The 18,573-nt window shown below is 44.1% G+C and carries 15 protein-coding genes; 7 read left to right on the top strand and 8 right to left on the bottom strand.

Features of this window, described 5'->3' with window-relative positions; genetic code table 11:
* Positions 1 to 68 precede the first annotated feature (68 nt).
* Entirely contained in the window at positions 69 to 1,037 is a 969-nt protein-coding gene (locus tag JMW85_RS05345; RefSeq protein WP_265090726.1) for a c-type cytochrome, read from the bottom strand.
* Positions 1,037 to 2,413, bottom strand: a complete 1,377-nt coding sequence (locus JMW85_RS05350; protein ID WP_227681673.1) for a cytochrome c — start codon at positions 2,411 to 2,413, stop codon at positions 1,037 to 1,039. Before JMW85_RS05350 ends, JMW85_RS05345 begins: the two co-directional genes overlap by 1 nt.
* A gap of 302 nt (positions 2,414 to 2,715) precedes the next feature.
* Here JMW85_RS05350 and JMW85_RS05355 point away from each other — a divergent pair, with 302 nt between their 5' ends.
* The 3 genes from JMW85_RS05355 to JMW85_RS05365 are packed head-to-tail and all read left to right on the top strand — an operon-like array spanning position 2,716 to position 5,549.
* Positions 2,716 to 4,191, top strand: a complete 1,476-nt coding sequence (locus JMW85_RS05355) for a PhnD/SsuA/transferrin family substrate-binding protein (RefSeq protein ID WP_201581139.1) — start codon at positions 2,716 to 2,718, stop codon at positions 4,189 to 4,191.
* Positions 4,191 to 4,835 (top strand): ATP-binding protein, encoded by a 645-nt coding sequence (locus JMW85_RS05360; RefSeq protein WP_201581140.1) that lies wholly within the window; start codon positions 4,191 to 4,193, stop codon positions 4,833 to 4,835. The genes JMW85_RS05355 and JMW85_RS05360 overlap by 1 nt, the downstream gene beginning before the upstream one ends.
* 36 nt (positions 4,836 to 4,871) lie before the next feature.
* The gene (locus tag JMW85_RS05365) at positions 4,872 to 5,549 is read left to right on the top strand and encodes a response regulator transcription factor (RefSeq protein WP_201581141.1); all 678 of its coding nucleotides are present in this window, start codon (positions 4,872 to 4,874) and stop codon (positions 5,547 to 5,549) included.
* Positions 5,550 to 5,649: 100 nt separating this feature from the next.
* Here the strand turns inward: JMW85_RS05365 and JMW85_RS05370 are convergent, their stop codons facing one another.
* The 6 genes from JMW85_RS05370 to JMW85_RS05395 all read right to left on the bottom strand — a co-directional run bounded on the left by JMW85_RS05370 (position 5,650) and on the right by JMW85_RS05395 (position 14,284).
* Entirely contained in the window at positions 5,650 to 6,444 is a 795-nt protein-coding gene (locus JMW85_RS05370) for an ABC transporter ATP-binding protein (RefSeq protein ID WP_201581142.1), read from the bottom strand.
* A 31-nt stretch (positions 6,445 to 6,475) separates the two neighbouring features.
* Entirely contained in the window at positions 6,476 to 7,375 is a 900-nt protein-coding gene (locus tag JMW85_RS05375; RefSeq protein ID WP_045446789.1) for an ABC transporter permease, read from the bottom strand.
* 430 nt (positions 7,376 to 7,805) lie between these two features.
* A complete protein-coding gene (locus tag JMW85_RS05380) occupies positions 7,806 to 8,846 on the bottom strand; it encodes an ABC transporter substrate-binding protein (protein ID WP_201581143.1) in 1,041 nt (346 codons plus the stop codon).
* 146 nt (positions 8,847 to 8,992) lie between these two features.
* The gene (locus tag JMW85_RS05385) at positions 8,993 to 10,045 is read right to left on the bottom strand and encodes an ABC transporter substrate-binding protein (RefSeq protein WP_109590279.1); all 1,053 of its coding nucleotides are present in this window, start codon (positions 10,043 to 10,045) and stop codon (positions 8,993 to 8,995) included.
* 313 nt (positions 10,046 to 10,358) lie between these two features.
* A complete protein-coding gene (gene metG / locus JMW85_RS05390) occupies positions 10,359 to 12,470 on the bottom strand; it encodes a methionine--tRNA ligase (RefSeq protein ID WP_201581144.1) in 2,112 nt (703 codons plus the stop codon).
* A 398-nt stretch (positions 12,471 to 12,868) separates the two neighbouring features.
* Positions 12,869 to 14,284 carry a GntP family permease gene (locus JMW85_RS05395; RefSeq protein ID WP_201581145.1) on the bottom strand — a complete coding sequence of 472 codons (1,416 nt, stop codon included), beginning with the start codon at positions 14,282 to 14,284 and terminating at the stop codon, positions 12,869 to 12,871.
* A gap of 347 nt (positions 14,285 to 14,631) precedes the next feature.
* Between JMW85_RS05395 and JMW85_RS05400 the strand changes: the two genes are divergently transcribed.
* From JMW85_RS05400 to mgtE, 4 genes are all read left to right on the top strand, one after another.
* Complete coding sequence (locus tag JMW85_RS05400; RefSeq protein ID WP_201581146.1) at positions 14,632 to 15,345, top strand: CoA transferase subunit A; 714 nt, start codon at positions 14,632 to 14,634, stop codon at positions 15,343 to 15,345.
* 176 nt (positions 15,346 to 15,521) lie between these two features.
* The gene (locus JMW85_RS05405; protein ID WP_045455208.1) at positions 15,522 to 16,151 is read left to right on the top strand and encodes a CoA transferase subunit B; all 630 of its coding nucleotides are present in this window, start codon (positions 15,522 to 15,524) and stop codon (positions 16,149 to 16,151) included.
* 61 nt (positions 16,152 to 16,212) lie between these two features.
* Positions 16,213 to 17,013 carry a 3-hydroxybutyrate dehydrogenase gene (locus JMW85_RS05410; RefSeq protein ID WP_201581147.1) on the top strand — a complete coding sequence of 267 codons (801 nt, stop codon included), beginning with the start codon at positions 16,213 to 16,215 and terminating at the stop codon, positions 17,011 to 17,013.
* Between the two features lie 171 nt (positions 17,014 to 17,184).
* A complete protein-coding gene (mgtE, locus tag JMW85_RS05415; RefSeq protein WP_201581148.1) occupies positions 17,185 to 18,537 on the top strand; it encodes a magnesium transporter in 1,353 nt (450 codons plus the stop codon).
* The last annotated feature ends 36 nt before the right edge of the window (positions 18,538 to 18,573 follow it).

Raw genomic sequence — 18,573 nt, forward strand, 5'->3', positions numbered from 1 at the left:
ATAGAATGATGTCTGCTAAGTGAAGTCCTATTAAGTAAAGTCTTTATAAATACCGTCTTCTTAAGATATCAGTAACGCGCGTCTTTAGGTTTTTTACCATTTGGCCAATCATTGACCTTACCAGCAAAGTCAGGGCGCGGCTGATGAGTAAAGAAGTGCGCCACATCGACGGCATCTTGATCGCTCAGCACATTTCCGTGACCCCATAAGCCTTTGGTCTGAATACCCATCGGCATGTTGTATTTTACAAAGGCCGCTGCCTTGTAAGTACGTGCCATACCAGCACCGATGTTAAAGGATTCATCGCCCCATAGTGGCGGGAATACGATATCACCGCGACTGTCTTTGATGCCTTCGCCATTATCACCATGACAAGTTGCACATTGAGCTTTATAAATTTGTTCGCCGCGGACAGGATCTGGGATTAGTGATTCATCCACTTTACCTGCATTTTGGATATCGACTTTTTGCTCTTTTGGGGTGTTTTGCGATAGCCACTTCATATAAGCCAACATTGCCAGCATTTCAGGGGATTCAGGTTTCAACGGTTTGCCATTCATTGAGCGCTGGAAGCAGCCATTAATACGTTTGGTTAAATCAACTTCCTTACCAGATCGTGGCATCACGCGCGGATAGAAGTTATAACTATTGATGTACGGGTCGCCAAGTGGAATTTTACCTTGTGAGATATGGCAACTGTTACAGTTCATCTGCGCGCCCACATGCTCTGGCAGTAAGCGCTTGGTTTCGTTTAATAAGCGTTTACCATAAAATATCTCATCAGCATTTGGTTCATCCAAGATAGCCGTATCTTGCGGCAGCACATAAGTGCCGATATCTTCGTTAGCATCATCAGCAGTGACTAAGCCGTACTCAGGCGCATTCTGCTCGATAGGCTCGGGCTGCGAGCAACCACTACTGATAGCAGCGATACTAAGCGCTGAAGCAGTAAGGATAGCGGTGGTTAAGTTGCCCATGGTCATTTTTTGAGAGATAACGCTAGCAATAGTAGGCAAGTTGAGTGGAGATCTTTTCATTATTCTGCTCCTTTTGTTTGCGCATCAATACTTAAGTTTGGGGCAATATCCGTACTGGTTTTTGGTTTTTCGGCGAGGAAAGCCCGCATTTTTACCACATCATCGACATCGATTTCAGGCGCTTGGTTGGTCCAGCTATTGCGGACATAATTGACCACCTCTGCCACATCTGCATCGCTAAGATTGCTGAATTCAGGCATAGTAAACGCCATACGGTCATGTGGGGTTTCAGGCATACGACCACCGCTTAAGGTAATCTGTAGTACCGAATCGGCATTGTTAGAATAAACCGCACTATTGCCATCAAGCGCTGGGAAAATACGCGCGACTCCTTTACCATCGACACGGTGACAAATTTGGCAATATTCGGCGTACAAAATCGAACCGCGCGAATCATAGTCGCCATCTAGCAGTTTTTGCGTAGTGATGTCTTTTTTCGCAGGCAGTGTGGCTTCTTTGTTTGGTGCTGGCGTTAATGTTTTTAGATAGGATGACATGGCGTTGATGTCGTAGTCGGTCATATACTGGGTGCTATGCTCAACCACTTCGGCCATGGCACCAAAGGCAGCAGTGGTATCAGTACGACCAGTTTTGAAGAAGTCATTTAATTCTGCGACCGTCCAAGTACCAAGTCCGCGATGCTCACCGCGGATACTTTTAGCGCGCCAACCATCGATTATGGCACCGCTCAAATACTTGTTAGAATCTGCATTACTTAGAGCGATTTCTTGAAAGCCGATACCGCGTCCAGTATGACAAGAGCCGCAGTGCCCAGGACCTTCGACTAAGTATTGACCACGAGTCAATAGGGCATCGTCTGTTTCAGGGACAAAGTCACGCTTGCGATCAAATAAGACCTGCCAGTATGCCAAGGGCCAGCGCCAGTTTGCTATCGGAGGTAGCTCGCTTTTTAGATTGGCTTGCTTGACGGCTTTGACATTGGACATAAAGAAAGCGTACATCGCGGCTAAGTCTTCGTCTGGCATGAGTTGGTAAGAGGGGTACGGCATAGCAGGGTACAAGGCTTTATTATCACTGCGTACCCCATGCTTCACGGCGTTTTTAAAGTCGTCGAAACTATAGTTGCCGATGCCAGTTTCTTTATCGGGTGTAATATTGGTCGAATAAATTGCCCCAAGTGGCGTTAGCATAGGCAGACCGCCTGCATAAGTCTCGCCATCGAGCGTGGTATGACACGCGACACAGTCAGCAGTGCGTGCGATATATTCGCCCTGCTTGATGAGAGCAGGATCAGTGATATTGACCTCGATATCGTTACTGCTGGTGCGCATATTTGGCAGTAATTGCCCAATAATAAAGGCAACCACAAGCCCGATGATGGCTGCTATCATTATAATCAGTGGCCATTTTTTCATAAGCCCGCCCTCCATAAGATATTTTTACTAAGCTTATAATTCATCACCCATATTTAATGAGGTGCATTAATCATTCTTATTGAAATCAAAATTGAAATCAAAATTGAAATCAAAATTGAAATCAAAATTGAAATCAAAATTGAAATCGAATATTTGTGCTTTAAGCTCAGCGAATTAAAAGTTACACGACTGTCATCTAGTATAGGGTAGCGGGTAATATTGTGATATTGTGGAAAACCACATTATAATTAAGGTTTTTGCTTATAATGTACGTTTGGTAGGTCAAATATAAGGCTGGGTGTATGCATAAAAAGTCTAAAATTTGGACTATCTTAAAGGCTTGTTTTATTACCGTGGTAGCATGGGCTGCTTGGTTGCCGCTATCTAATGCCACTGCCCAGACTTACTATTTGGGCGTGCTGGCACCGCAAGGCGAGACAGCCGCACAAAATCGCTGGCAGCCGTGGCTTGACGAGCTTAATGATCAGTTATCAGATGACACCGTAATATTGGTACCTTTGGCGCTGGAGAATTGGCAACAGCAAATAGAAGCACAGCAGTTTGCGCTAGTGCTTGGCCCGCAAGTACAGTTTATAAAAATGAATACCATCAGGTGGCGCTGGCTGGCTACCTTACAAACAGAGACGGCTCAATTAAATAATAATGCGCAAAACGCTCGTGATAGAAGTCCTCGTAATAAAAGTTCTCGTGATAAAATTTTTAGTAATCAAGGATTTGATGCTGAGGGTGTTAATGGGCAACAATCGCAAAATCAGCTATCGACGACAGTCACCCTCGCCAATGAATTTAATAAGCTAAATGAATATACGCCATTAAAACAGCCGAGTGCGATGGAAGAGGTCGCCAGTGCTTTATGGGTCGCTGCCGACAGTGATATTTATCGTCTGCAGGATTTAGAGCAACGTCATATTGCTGCCGTCGACACTGACGCCTTTGGCGGTTATTTATTGGGCGCGCATTTATTACAGCAAAATGGCATTATGCCAAGTCATTACCAAACACAGTTTGTCGGTTATCCGATAGAGCGCACTTTGCATGCCTTGGCTAGCGGCAAGGTAGACGCTGCCATTACGCCGCTTTGTTTGATGGAGGAGATGGCGAGGCGCGGTCAAATCAATGACAAGCAATACCGTCTCATTCATCCAGTCGCCACTGTATCCAGCTGCCACTCTTCAACGAAAATATACCCAAATTGGACATTGGCAGCGACCGAGCAAGCGCCAGATGCTTTGGTGCGCCAGATCAATCAACATTTATTTGGCAAGAGTCAATTAGAGCAGCGCTGGTTGCCAGCAGAATCGAGTAGCGATGCTGAGCGCATCCTTTATGAGATGAATCGCCATCCCGCCCAAAAGCAGCTGAGCGCGCATATGATCGACTGGATAAAGGCGCATCGATTATGGATGGCTGTGATTATTTTGGTTATCCTGATATCGACAGTAAATTATGCGTGGATGAGCTGGCTGGCATGGCGGCGGCAAAAAAAGATAGTGCGGCAAAATAGACTAATCCGTGAATATGATCAGCAGTTACACCAATCAGAGCGCTTTGCGGTTATCGGTGAGATGAGCGGTGCTATCGCTCATGAAATCAATCAGCCGCTGGCAACCATTCAAAATTATGCGCAAGGGTTATTGATACGCAGTCAACACGCAAGTTTGTCTAAAAATGCTATCGACATAGCGCCACTTGATAATGCGGCAACAGAGAATGCTCTACAGCAAATTGTCAATGAAACGAACGTGTCGCTGCTGTAGTGACTAATATTCGCCGCTGGGCTGGACGGTCGCAAGCGAATGAAACTCGTGTCGATATCTCAGCTATCTATCAACAGTGCATCTTATTATTGGGTGAGCAAGCAGTAGGTGTCAATTTTTGGCTGGCAAGTGATTATCAGCATTTAACTTTGCCAAATTTACTATTAGATCAGTTACTGATAAATAGCATGACCAATGCTGTGCAGCAAGGGGCGACCGATATCATGCTACGCTGTCAGGCAGAAGAACACGATGGCAAGCAATGGTTGGTATTGTATCTAAGCGATGATGCTGGCGGCTTTGATCAAGCCCAGCTTAAAGCACAGCACCTACCAGAGAACCTACCCAGTCAGTATGCTGCTCAATCAACGAAAGCAGGTGGTCTAGGATTAGGACTGATGATATGTCAGCGCTTATGCAAGTCATTGCGCGGTATGATGCAGCTAAACAATATTGATACCGAGCATGAAATTGAGCAATTTTACCAAGTAATGAGCAGCGAGCAGCACCGTTTTAAACGTAGCTTAAACGGTAGAATCCAACTGCTACAAACCAATGCTAACTATCAGCTGTCAAACACGGTGGGCGCACAAATATCTTTTTATCTGCCATTATCTTTAGCGAATAATGACGAAAAACTCTAATGAATATCAATAATATATTTAGCCATAAGGTCACATATGACGTCTAATCAACTCTCAAATGAGCCTACGTGCTGGCAAGATAAAAGCAGTCATCTGTCTGACGATTTATCAGGCATTACACCAGAATCGATTATCATTCATATCATTGACGACGAAGAAAGTGTGCGCATGTCCTGTGATTTTTTGATTAGCAGCTTAGGGCTATCGACCAAAGTGTGGGCAAGTGCGCTAACGTTTTTGCAACAAGTTAATATTTATCGTCCAGCAGTGATTGTGAGTGATTTGATGATGCCAGAGATGAGTGGTCAAGCGCTACAAGTGCATCTTAGTCAACAGGACAGCCCTATGGCATTGATAGCGCTAACGGGAAATGGCGAGATTGCTGAAGCTGTCAATATGCTGAAGCAAGGTGCGGCTGATTATCTGGAAAAACCGATTAATAGCCGCCGGCTACAAGAAGCGCTTGCATGTGCGCAAGACCTCACTATAAAACGCGCCACGCTTTATGATATTAAAAAGCTCTATGCGCAGCTGACCGATAAAGAAAAGCAGGTTGCCAATGAATTGTTAGAAGGTAATTTGAATAAAAATATCGCTGATCATTTAGACGTTTCCGTCCGTACGGTAGAGGTGCATCGTTCACAAGTGATGAAAAAAATGAAGTCACAACATGTCAGTGAGTTGATTCAAAAGTTAGTATTGCTTGATGCTTAAAAATTAAGACAGTCGTATCAATTAAAGCAGTCATAAAAAAACGCCTGATATTAAACAGACGTTCTATTTTTTCAAAAGTTGAAGAATTTTGCTAAGTTATTTAACTCAATATCAAGCTATCATCTTCGACTTTTTCGCCGCGAGTTTGCTCAAACATATCAAGTAAGTCATGTACAGTCATGCCTTGACGTTTATCGCCAGCCACATCTAATACCACTTGTCCTTGATGTAACATCACTGTTCTGGTGCCATGCGCCAATGCCTGCTGCATCGAGTGGGTAACCATCATCGTTGTGAGCTGATTGTCCGTCACAATCTTATCGGTCAATTCTAAAACGAAGGCAGCAGTCTTAGGGTCGAGGGCCGCAGTGTGCTCATCAAGCAATAAAATTTTGGAAGGTTGCAGTGAAGCCATCAATAGGCTGACGGCTTGACGTTGACCACCGGATAACAGACCCATACGGTCGGTCAAACGATTTTCTAGCCCCAATTTTAATACTGATAATTTTTCGCGAAATAAATCACGGTTATTTTGGTTGAGTGCAAAGCTCAAACCACGTTTGCCGCCGCGCTTATAAGCCAGCGCCATGTTTTCTTCAATGGTCAATGCTTCACAAGTCCCCGCCATCGGGTCTTGGAAGACACGAGCTACCCAATGAGCGCGTTGGTGCGCGGTCTTTTTGGTAACATCAATGCCATTTAATAAGATTGAACCACTATCGACGCGCGTGGTACCACTGACTGCATTTAAAAAGGTTGATTTACCCGCGCCATTGGTACCGATGACGGTGACAAATTCTCCATCAGCGATATTAAGATTGATACCGCGTAGGGCAAGGTTTTCAATGGGCGTTCCAGGATTAAAGGTCAACCGCAAATCTGTAGCTTGCATCATAATAATTATTCCTTATGGTTGCACATTGACATTAAGCCCGAACTTTACGACTTAAAAATTTATTTTTAGCTTTTGGCAATACCAAGGCAAATACGACGAGTAGCGCTGTAATCAAGTTTAAATCTTGCGGGCCAAAGCCGATACTACGTAGCGTATCGCTCGATAGCGCCACCTGAATAAATAGCTTGTATAATACCGCACCGACGACCACGGCAAAGGTAATCAGCCAAATACGCTTGGCAGGAATGATGGTTTCACCAATGATGACCGCTGCCAGACCAATGACAATAGTACCAATACCAATCGAGATATCTGCGCCACCTTGGGTCTGTACAAACAATGCACCTGCTAGAGCAATCAAACCGTTAGAAATCGCCATACCGATGATGGTCATCCATGAGGTATTGATGCCTTGCGCCTGTGCCATGCGGAGGTTGGAGCCCGTCGCCCGCATCGAAAGACCCGTTTCAGTACTATAGAACCAGTTTAAAAATAACATGGCAGCTATCACCACGACACCAATAATCAGACAGCGCATCCAATAGCCGTTGCCATCCGTGACCAAGGTGCTAAAGACCGTGGTTTCACCCAATAATGGCAAGTTCGGTGCACCCATAATCCGTAAATTGATAGAGTATAGTGCGACCATCACCAAGATACTGGCAAGTAGTTGCAGGATGCCAAGTTTGACGTGTAGCCATGCCGTAACAATACCAGCGACGGAACCTGCCAACATACCAAAAGCACAGGCAAGCCATGGGTTGACACCAGCGATGATAGAAATACCGGCGACAGCCCCACCTAGTGGAAAGCTACCGTCAGCGGTCAAGTCGGGGAAGTCGAGGGTGCGAAATGAGATCAGCACACCAAGTGCTACTAGGCCATAAATCAGACCGCTTTCAAGTGCACCAAAAAAAGCAATTAAAGACATAAGAGATCAGTAAGTCATAACCAAGCGTTTAGCCACTAACGTTCTAATATCGATTCATAGAATGAGTGCGTGATATAGATCAGCGCTGTCTCATCCATACGTCAATTTTAGCTAAACGACTAAGCGGTGAATTTAACAGATTAAACAATCTGCGGTTAGGGTAAACCAAAACATGTCACGATCAACAGCTATCATAAGCTACCTAGGTTCAAAGCTTTGATTAAAAAAAGGGCAAATTTAGAAACGTCGCAAATACTTTATATTTAATCAATGTGGTTTAAATAAGAAGCCCAGCCTACTGATTCATAGCTGGGTTTCTGAGGTTAAACATTTAGCCTCATCGCATAAAGGTAGATGACGGCTGACACCAAATCCATCAAACTCGGTATCTACCTTATGATAGCTGTAATGAGCTAGCTATAAAAGTGCGTTATTCTACCACTTCTTTTGCTTTATCGATAACCGCTTGTGACAAAGTGATACCTTCTTCTTTGGCATGCTTTGGACTAACGTATAGATCCAACATTTGCGGGGTGTAGACAGGAATAGCACCTGCTTTTTCACCATTTAAAATACGTACCACGATTTTGCCTGTTTCGCGACCAAGCTCGTAGTAATTCACGCCCAATGCGGCAATCGCACCACGCTTAACTGAGCTAGTGTCAGACGCAATCAGTGGAATTTTGCTCTCTTTGGCGACTTGATATAGTGATTCGTAAGCCGATACGACGTTATTATCGGTTGATGTGTAGATCATATCGACCTTACCTTGGAGGCTACGTGCTGCCATCGCAATATCAGTACTACGCTGGGCAGGGGCTTCGAGTACATTGATACCTAGTGGTGTCAATTTTTCTTTTAAGTTTTTCAAGATAATCGTTGAGTTGACTTCGCCTGGGCTATAAACATAGCCGACATTTTTTAGACTAGGAATGATTTGACGCATCAATTCAATTTGTGGCTCATAAGGCAGGGCATCAGAGCCGCCAGTGACATTGGTGCCAGAGCCATCTAGTTTGGTCACTAGTTTGGCGGCAACTGGGTCAGTGACTGCTGAGAATACTAAAGGGATACTGCTCGTAGCAGCAGCTACTGACTGCGCTGATGGAGTACCAATCGCAACGATAACGTCTGAATTGTCTGCGACGAATTGCTTAGCAATCTGTCCAGCAGTGGCAGTGTTACCCTGTGCGCTTTGGAAATTAACCGTTAAGTTTTCACCATCCTTAAAGCCTGCTTCATTAAGCTCGTCGATAACGCCCTTACGGACGTCATCAAGCGCTGGATGTTCGACGATAGCTGTAATGGCGACAGTCTTCATCGCTGTGGCTGCATCGCCAGTCGCAGCTGTATCAGTGGTGCTGGTATCTTGTGCTGATTGATTACAGCCAGTTAAGATGGCCGTACAAACACCACCTAATAATAGTGCTTTACTAAAGTTAAAATGACCAAAACGATTTTGATACAACATGGGTCTCACTCCTGAAAATAATAATGTGTCCGTACATTATTTAATTTATAGATAAAAGGTATAGATGGATAAAGGGTAAAGCAGTTATCTGTATAGAAGGCTAAATGTTATTTGTCAGTGCTACTTGTCAAAACTATTTATCCGTATTATTTATCCGAACTCTGCGCTTGTTTGTCGACATTAATGGCATTTTTTAGCAGCTCATCAGTCAGGCTGACGCCTTGCTCAGCCGCATGTTTCGGGCTTGCATATAAGGTTAAAGTATTCATCACTTCAGGCTTAACGCTGCTAACTGCTTCGCCATTTAACACACGATACACCATTTTGCCTGTGGTACGACCAAAGTCATAATCATTGACACCAAGCGCCGCAGTCGCACCACGTCGCACACTGAACTCGTCTGAGGCAATGACAGGAATATCAAGCTCATTGGCAGCACCTGCCATCGCTTCAAAGGCGGATACCACATTGTTATCTAGTGAGGTATAAATCACATCAACACGACCAGCAAGGCTACGAGTCGCCATCGCCACATCCGTTGGGCGATTGGCGGTGACGTCTAATATCTTAAGACCACGCGCAGGCGCAGCTTTTTTAAGTTGATTGAGTACCACCACCGAATTGACCTCACCTGGACTATAAACATAGCCAATGGTTTTTGCATTGGGCGCAATTTTTTGAATATTGTCTAGTTGCGGCTCGATAGGTAGCTCACTAGACAGTCCTGTCACATTAGATTGGATGGGCGTATTGTTCTCATTAATGAGCTTTGCTGCGACAGGGTCTGAAATAGCCGTATAAATAACCGGAACCGTCTTAGTTGACGCAACGATAGACTGAGCTGATGGCGTCGAGATTGCCACGATGGCATCTGGATTGTCTCCTGCAAACTGCTTAGCAATCTGACCTGCTGTCGCTGTATTGCCCTGAGCACTTTGAAAATTAATGGTTAGATTTTGGCCTTCAACATAGCCATTATCTGCCAACTCATCAATAATGCCGCGGCGCATCGCATCTAACGAAGGATGTTCGACGATTTGAGTGATGGCTAATGTCTTGGCAGGCTTGTCAGAATCTGCGGCGGCACTTGTATCTGTCGTTGCGGCAGTGTCGGTCGTGTTTGAGCAGCCAATTAATCCAAGCGCGGCGCTCATAGCAGCACCGAATAGGCTGAAGCGTAAAGTAGTAGCAAAGGTCATTTTATTGGGGCTCATAGGTTAGAGAGTGCAGGTTACCCGAGTCAATGTTATGTGCATGCTGAGATAACGGGCTAACATCAAAGTAATCAATCCATTGATCATTACGTCCATATTATGACAGTAATGTAACTTATGGCAATAAGAAATTAAAACGCGTTTGTCATTACCTCTATAAAGAACGTGCTGAATCAATATTCATCGATATTATTCTCTATATAAGCACTGATTTTTGCGATTGACCAGCGATAGTTTTTGGACAATAAAAAAGATGCCCAGCTGGACATCTTTTTTGTTTGTTGAGTAAGCCTAACTATTAAGCAAGCACATCGCCAATCACGCAGTTGTCAGGTAAAGTAACCACTGTCAGCTGAGTTTTTGGATTGCCAGTTGATAGCACCATACCTTCTGAGACACCAAACTTCATCTTACGCGGGGCAAGATTGGTCACGCAAATGACCTTTTTATCTAGCAATTGCTCAGGCTCATAAAACTTACGGATGCCGCTAAACACATTGCGTGGTTTGTCTTCGCCAACGTCCAAGGTAAATTGTAAAAGCTTATCTGCGCCTTCGACATGATTGCAGGCTAAAACGTGAGCGACTTTCATCTCAACTTTGGCAAAGTCTTCGATGCCGATATAGTCAGCTTGCTCAGTATTTGTCTCAGCATCTATATCAGTACCAGCTTCTTTTGCTGGCTTATTATCTTTTTTAGCAACTGCTTTGCTAGCCACTGGGGCAGCAGCTTGAGCTAAAGACTCTTTTGAGGCCTCAACCATCGCGGCAACGTCTTTTTCTTCAATACGCTGCATTAAAGGCTTGAACTTATTGATCTTGTGCCCCAGCAGCCACTCGTTACGACTGGCAAAGCTTAGGTCATCAAGGTTCAAGAATTCTTTCGCATTATTAGTCAGTTCAGGCAGTACAGGCGCTAGATATACCATCAATTGACGGAAAATATTGATAGCGACCGAGCAGACATCTTGAACTTCTTGTTCGGTACCTTCTTGCTTCGCAAGCGACCATGGTTTCTTAGCATCGATATATTCGTTGGCTTTGTCCGCACACTGCATGATTAAGCGCATAGCACGTGAGAACTCACGATTCTCATAGGCTGCTGCAATCTCATCGCCCGTTTTGGTGATGTCTTCTAACAGCTCTGACTCGACGCAAATCTCTGATAGCATGCCATCGTACTTTTTGACCAAGAATCCAGCGCTGCGACTGGCGATATTGACCACTTTACCAACCAAGTCAGAGTTAACCTTTTGCATGAAGTCTTCTAAATCAAGGTTGATATCCTCGACTTTATCAGACAGTTTACTAGCAAAATAATAACGCAAGTATTCAGGATGTAAGTGATCAGCATACGTTTCAGCTTTAATAAAAGTACCGCGTGACTTACTCATTTTTTCGCCATTGACCATCAAGAAGCCATGAGCAAAAACACCCGTTGGTGTACGGAACTCACTACCGGCTAGCATGGCAGGCCAAAATAGCGCATGGAAATAAACGATGTCTTTACCGATGAAGTGATACACCTCGGTTTTATGTTCGTTTTCTTGCATCCAATAACGGTCGAAATCAAGCGCCTCGTCTGTACCTGCGCGCTTATCGCATAGGTTTTTGAAGCTCGCCATGTAACCGACTGGCGCATCGAGCCATACATAAAAATATTTGTCTGGCTCATCGCTTGGGGTATCTGGAATCTGAAAACCAAAGTAGGGCGCATCACGAGAGATATCCCACGTTGCCAGACCTGCTTCAAACCATTCTTGTAGCTTATTGGCGACCGATGTTTGCAAGCGATTGTCACTACGCGTCCAATCTTTTAAGAATTGCTCAAATTCAGGCAAATTAAAGAAGTAATGCTTGGACGTTTTTAGAATAGGCGTGGCATCTGATAGCGTTGAATGCGGGTCTTTAAGATCCGTTGCATCATAGGTCGTACCGCAGACTTCACAGTTATCGCCGTATTGATCTGCCGCTGCGCATTCAGGGCAAGTACCCTTGACAAAACGATCGGCTAAAAATAGCTGTTTTTCAGGGTCAAATAATTGTTCGACATCTTTGGTACTAATATGCCCAGCATCATTCAAGCGACGATAAATCAGCTCAGAAAAATGCTTGTTTTCTTCTGAGTGGGTGGAGTGATAATTGTCAAAGTTAATCAAAAATTTAGCAAAATCTGCTTCATGCGACGCTTTCACCGAGGCAATTTGTTCCTCTGGCGTGACGCCATTGGCCTCTGCTTTGAGCATGATTGCCGTACCGTGTGCATCGTCTGCGCAGACATAAGTGACCTGATGACCTTGCGCTTTCATGGCACGCGCCCAAATGTCGGTCTGAATATATTCTACAAGATGCCCCAAATGGATATAGCCATTGGCGTAGGGCAGCGCACTGGTTACTAGAATCTCACGCACTTTTATCACCTATATTTTTATATAAACGGGTTGGTTATCAAACGTCTTAAGCGATTTTGAGCTATTAGACGCGATACTATTAATATCAAACTATCAATGCTAAAACGTATTAAGCAAATAAAAATTTAAAAAAGTGTGCCTATGATACCGTAATTCGGCCAAATTTGTGACATTACCTGAGTAATTAATATAGTCGCTAATAAAGCGATTAACTCTATACGGTATATAGAGTGTCAATCAATTATGAGAGATAAATAGTCGGTTGTATTTAGAGGTAGTAATGAGAAAGCGTGCATAAAAAACCCACCAAGCAATCGCTCAGTGGGCTCTTTGGTATCAAGCAATAATCGTTAAATTTAATTATCTTTAAGGTTTAATAAATGCATCATTCTAGGACATTAGAACGAGCCAAACATTGTCCCTAAAATGATAACGGCGACCACAGCAATAAGTGGAATCACCATCGTTACCATGGCGACGTTTAGATAAGACTGCTTATGGGTCAAACCACAAATCGCAAGTAAGGTGATGACCGCGCCACTATGCGGTAGCGTATCCAAACCACCTGCTGCCATCACAGCAACACGGTGCATGAGCTCTGGGTCAATACCCGCTGCGACCGCCATTCTTAAATAGTCTTCACCCAACGTCGATAAGGCAATACTCAAACCTCCAGACGATGAGCCAGTAATACCAGCAAGCGTGGTCATCGCCACTGCTTCTGAGATTAAAGGGTTGTCAGGCGTTAGATTTAAGATACTGTCACGAATGATAAGGAAGCCTGCTAACGAGGCGATAACCGCGCCGTAACCAACTTCTGAGGCGGTATTAAAAATCGGCAACATCGAATCATAAGTACCACGGTTGATGGTTTTTTGCAGATTATTCCAATGACCGATACGTAGCAAAATTAACACCGCACAAGCCACGACTAACGAGATGATAATTGACCATAAACCCAGTGAGCCTGCGATATTTAGATCAGGAAACTGAGCTTGTAAGCCGCTAAAATCCACTGATGGAAAGACAGCGTAAGTTAATAAAGCATTTAAGCCAATGACCAACACCAGTGGAATAATAGCAATAGTAAATGAGGTGTGATGCGTATTTAATACCTCAGTTTCTTTTTTGGTTGCGCCAACGCCGCCCACATCCTCTTCGTCATGCTGACCATAGCCTTCGCCTGCTGCATTGGCTTTTCTGGCGCGTGATTGTAGCCATAACCAACCACAAATAAACATGATGGTACCGCCGATAATACCCAAGATAGGCGCGGCAAAAACGTTGGTATTATAATAAGGAATCGGAATGGCGTTTTGAATGGCAGGCGTACCTGGCAATGCCGTCATCGTAAAGGTGAATGAGCCTAAGGCAATCGCTGCTGGAATCAAGCGCTTAGGAATATCAGCGGCTTTAAACAAGTCTTTGGCGATTGGGTAAATAGCAAATGCCACGACAAATAAAGAGACGCCACCATAGGTTAAAATGGCACAAACTAAGATAACGGCTAAGATGGCTTTGCTGGCACCAAGCTTTTCGACCACGGTTTTGGCAATCGCGGTCGCCGCACCAGAGTCTGCCATCAAACGCCCAAATAATGCACCCAGCAAGAATATAGGAAAAAACTTAAGTAAAAATCCACTCAATGCGCCCATAAACACATCGGTATAGGCCGGAATCGTGCTTAAAAAATCACCTGATAATATTACGGCTAATGTCGCCATAATCGGTGCTAATATCAGCACGGAATAACCGCGATAAGCAAAAAATATCAATAATAATAAAGTAATGACAATAGCAAAGGTACTAAACATGATCGCCCTCCTTGGCAAAGTTCAGTCAGCGAGTATGCAGAGCATAGTGATATTGGTCAATAAAATTACTTAAAATAGGCAATATTTGATATTTTATTAAACATAAATCTTGTCTTAATAAGATATTGACCCATCATATATACCGCTACTGCGCTGGCTTGTATATTCCTATGGTTATTCTCTTCTCGCTACGAGAATAATATGGTAAGTTAGCACAAGATTTTTAATTATGATATATCGATAGAAACTGTATTAATATAAATATGGAAGTATTGAGTGATGTCACCTACTCATAATCATTGATGATAGAAGTTAATAACAAAAAATAGACTTGCAAGGAGATAAGCATGAGTCAATCAAAAGTATATAGCAGTGCCGAAGAAGCGCTAAAAGGTATCGTCAGCGATGGACAAACGCTCGCTATCGGTGGTTTTGGTCTGTGCGGTATTCCTGAAGCGCTCATCGAAGCGTTACGTGATAGCGGGGTTAAGGATTTGACCTGTATCAGTAATAACGCAGGCGTCGATGATTTTGGCTTAGGATTGCTATTGCAAACGCGCCAGATTAAAAAAATGATTTCATCCTATGTCGGTGAAAATAAAGAATTTGAGCGTCAATACTTGGCAGGCGAGTTAGAAGTTGAATTAACGCCGCAAGGGACTTTAGCGGAAAAACTACGTTCGGGCGGTGCTGGTATTCCTGCGTTTTACACCGCCACTGGCGTCGGCACACTGGTCGCTGAAGGCAAAGAAACCCGTGATTTTGACGGTCGTACTTATATACTTGAGCACTCATTACGCGCTGATGTGTCATTAATCAAAGCGCAAAAAGCGGACAAAGCGGGCAATTTAATCTTCAATAAGACGGCGCGTAACTTCAATCCAGATTGCGCCATGGCAGGCAAAATTACCCTTGTTGAAGTCGAAGAAATCGTAGAGACGGGCACCTTTGATCCTGATGACGTGCACCTGCCGGGTATCTTTGTGCAGCGTATCGTCTTGAATAGCAATCCTGAAAAGCGTATTGAAAAAACCACGATTAAGGCCGTTGAAGGCGCTTAGTTAAAGGCTTTATAGATTTTTTTAAAGTGTTAAATTAATAATAGAATATTGTAATACTATTCCTAAAAATTTGAGTGGCAAGGAAAACGAGTGAAAGTGCTACATTTAGTAGACTAAGCGAGTTTCACACCGCTCATCATATTTTTTGGGGTCGTTATAAAAATAAGGAAGTTATCATGGCATGGACAAGAGAGCAGATGGCACAGCGTGCCGCACAAGAGCTACAAGACGGCTATTATGTCAACTTAGGCATTGGACTACCAACCCTAGTCGCCAATTATATCCCCAAAGATGTCGATGTTTGGCTACAGTCTGAAAATGGTCTATTAGGTATCGGCGAGTTTCCAACGGCAGAAAATGTCGATGCAGATTTGATTAATGCGGGTAAACAAACCGTCACTGCCGAAGCGGGTGCCAGTTATTTTAGTAGCTCAGAGTCGTTTGCGATGATTCGCGGTGGTCATGTTAATCTTGCGATATTGGGTGCGATGGAAGTGTCAGAAAAAGGTGATTTGGCCAACTGGATGATTCCCAAAAAAATGGTCAAAGGCATGGGCGGTGCGATGGATTTAGTCGCTGGCGTGCAGCGCGTGATTGTCTTGATGGAACAAGTCAATAAACACGGCGAGCCAAAAATCCTTGCCAATTGCGAGCTACCATTGACGGGCAAAGGGGTGGTTGATCGGATTATTACCGAACTTGCTGTACTAGACGTCACTGACAATGGTTTGAAATTGGTTGAGCTGGCAGAAGGCGTTAGCTTTGATGAGCTACAAGAAAAGACGCCAGTGAGCATTGCTCAATAAGCTTGTTAGATATATTTGGCACAGACCTTTAAAAAACCTATTTGATAATGGACTATAAAATATGGCGACCACATTACAACAAGATTTGACCGGCAAAGTGGCATTGGTCACTGGCGCTGCCAGCGGTATCGGACGTGATATCGCTGAAACTTATGCGAAGGCAGGCGCATCGGTTGGTATTGCTGATATTAATCTTGAAGCCGCTCAGAAAACCGTTGATGCTATTAAAGCGGCAGGCGGACGCGCATTTGCCATTGCCATGGATGTCACTTCAGAGGAGGCGGTAAACGCTGGCATGCAGCAATTAGTTGATACCTTTGGTGGTATTGATATTCTTGTCTCCAATGCTGGTATTCAGATCATCGATCCGATCCATAAAATGGCGTTTGAGGATTGGAAAAAAATGCTTGCCATTCATTTAGATGGGGCGTTTTTGACCACTAAAGCGGCGATACAGCACATGTATAAAGATGACAAAGGCGGTACGGTCATTTATATGGGCTCGGTACATTCGCATGAAGCATCCATGTTTAAGGCGCCTTATGTCACGGCAAAGCATGGGTTACTTGGGCTGTGCCGTGTATTGGCTAAAGAAGGCGCTGAGCATAATGTACGCGCGCATGTGATTTGCCCAGGGTTTGTCAAAACGCCATTGGTCGAAAAGCAAATTCCGCAACAAGCGGCTGAAAAAGGTATCAGTGAAGAATCTGTAGTCAATGATATTATGTTGGTGAATACGGTAGACAAAGAATTCACGACGGTTGACGATATTGCTCAGTTAGCGCTATTTTTGGCAGCATTCCCGAGCAATGTATTTACAGGTCAGTCTATCGTTGCCAGTCACGGTTGGTTTATGAATTAACTGAGTGGTGAATTAATGGGTTTGCGGGTTGTTTGATTGGTTTAAGAATCATTGGCTTGCTAATAAAAGACCAATCCATTAGCATCTAGTTTTATATTAATTTGAGCCAATTAGATTGGCTCTTTTTTATGAGCGCTTGAATAGCGTTTCGAGTCGCACGGAGTAAGTATAATGAATGATAAGGATTTTGCAAAAACGCTTGCAGTAACAGTAAGCCGTGCTATCGAGCAACAGCAGTTTGAGCAATCAATCAATCAACTTCAAAATTTGCGCCCGATTGATATTGCCGATGTTCTAGCACTCATGGAGCCAAATCTTGCATGGCAGCTACTTGAGCATCTGCCCAATCGTTCTACCGTGTTCTCCTATTTAGAAACGGATATTCAGGTTGCACTTGCCTATGTATTTCCTCGGGCTATATTAGCAAAGATAGTAGGCGAGATGCCCGCAGATGAGCGTACTGACTTATATAAGCACCTCAATCAGGAGCAGCGGGATGCTTTGTTACCAGCATTGGCACAGGCACAACGTGAAGATATTCGTAAGTTATCTGCCTATGAGGAGCGCACTGCTGGTGCGTTGATGACGTCTGATTATGCGACTTTAGCTGCTCATATGACTGTCTCTGAGGCATTGGCAGCACTGCGCCTAGAAGCACCTGATGCCGAGACTATTTATCATGCGTATGTGATTGATGACGAGCGTAAATTATTAGGCGTTGTCTCTTTACGAGTACTTATTTTAGCGGCTTCTGAACAGCTGATTAATGACATTATGATGAGTACAGTAGTGTCTTGTAATGTCAATGATGATCAAGAAGACGTTGCGAAAGTCGTGGCTCGCTATGATTTAATTGCGCTGCCTATTACCGATGATAGTGGTGCTTTGGTCGGTATTGTTACCCACGACGATGCGATGGATGTGGCGAGTGATGAGGCAACCGATGATTTCCATAAGTCGGGCGGTGTCTCGACCATGGTTGGCAAATTAAAAGACGTCAGCGTTCGAGTGTTATACCGTAAGCGCGTATTCTGGCTAGTGTTTTTGGTATTTGGCAACTTGCTCTCAGGCTTTAGTATTGCAAAATTTGAAGATGTGATTGCCGCCAATTTGGTATTGGTGTTCTTTTTGCCTTTATTGGTCGACAGTGGTGGTAACGCTGGCTCGCAGTCAGCGACCTTGATGGTGCGAGCTTTGGCGACTGGCGATGTGGTCATGCGTGACTGGTTTTCATTATTGGGTCGAGAGGCGGTGGTTGCGTTGATGCTTGGGGCGACGATGGCGGTGGCTATTTCAATCATCGGTTATGTACGTGGTGATGCAGTGGTGTCGTTAGTGCTGGCACTGAGTATGATGTCGGTGGTGATGATTGGTTGTGTGATTGGTATGAGCTTACCTTTTGTGCTTAATAAACTGGGTTTTGATCCTGCCACTGCCAGTGCACCTTTGATTACCTCTGTCTGTGATGCCTCGGGCGTACTTATTTATTTGTTTATTGCTTCACAGTTTTTGTCTATCGGTTAACGCTGCTATAAAGCCTAGTCCCACTAGCGTTGTGGT

It is taken from the genome of Psychrobacter glacincola (assembly GCF_904846075.1).
GTDB classification, from domain to species: Bacteria; Pseudomonadota; Gammaproteobacteria; order Pseudomonadales; family Moraxellaceae; genus Psychrobacter; species Psychrobacter glacincola_C.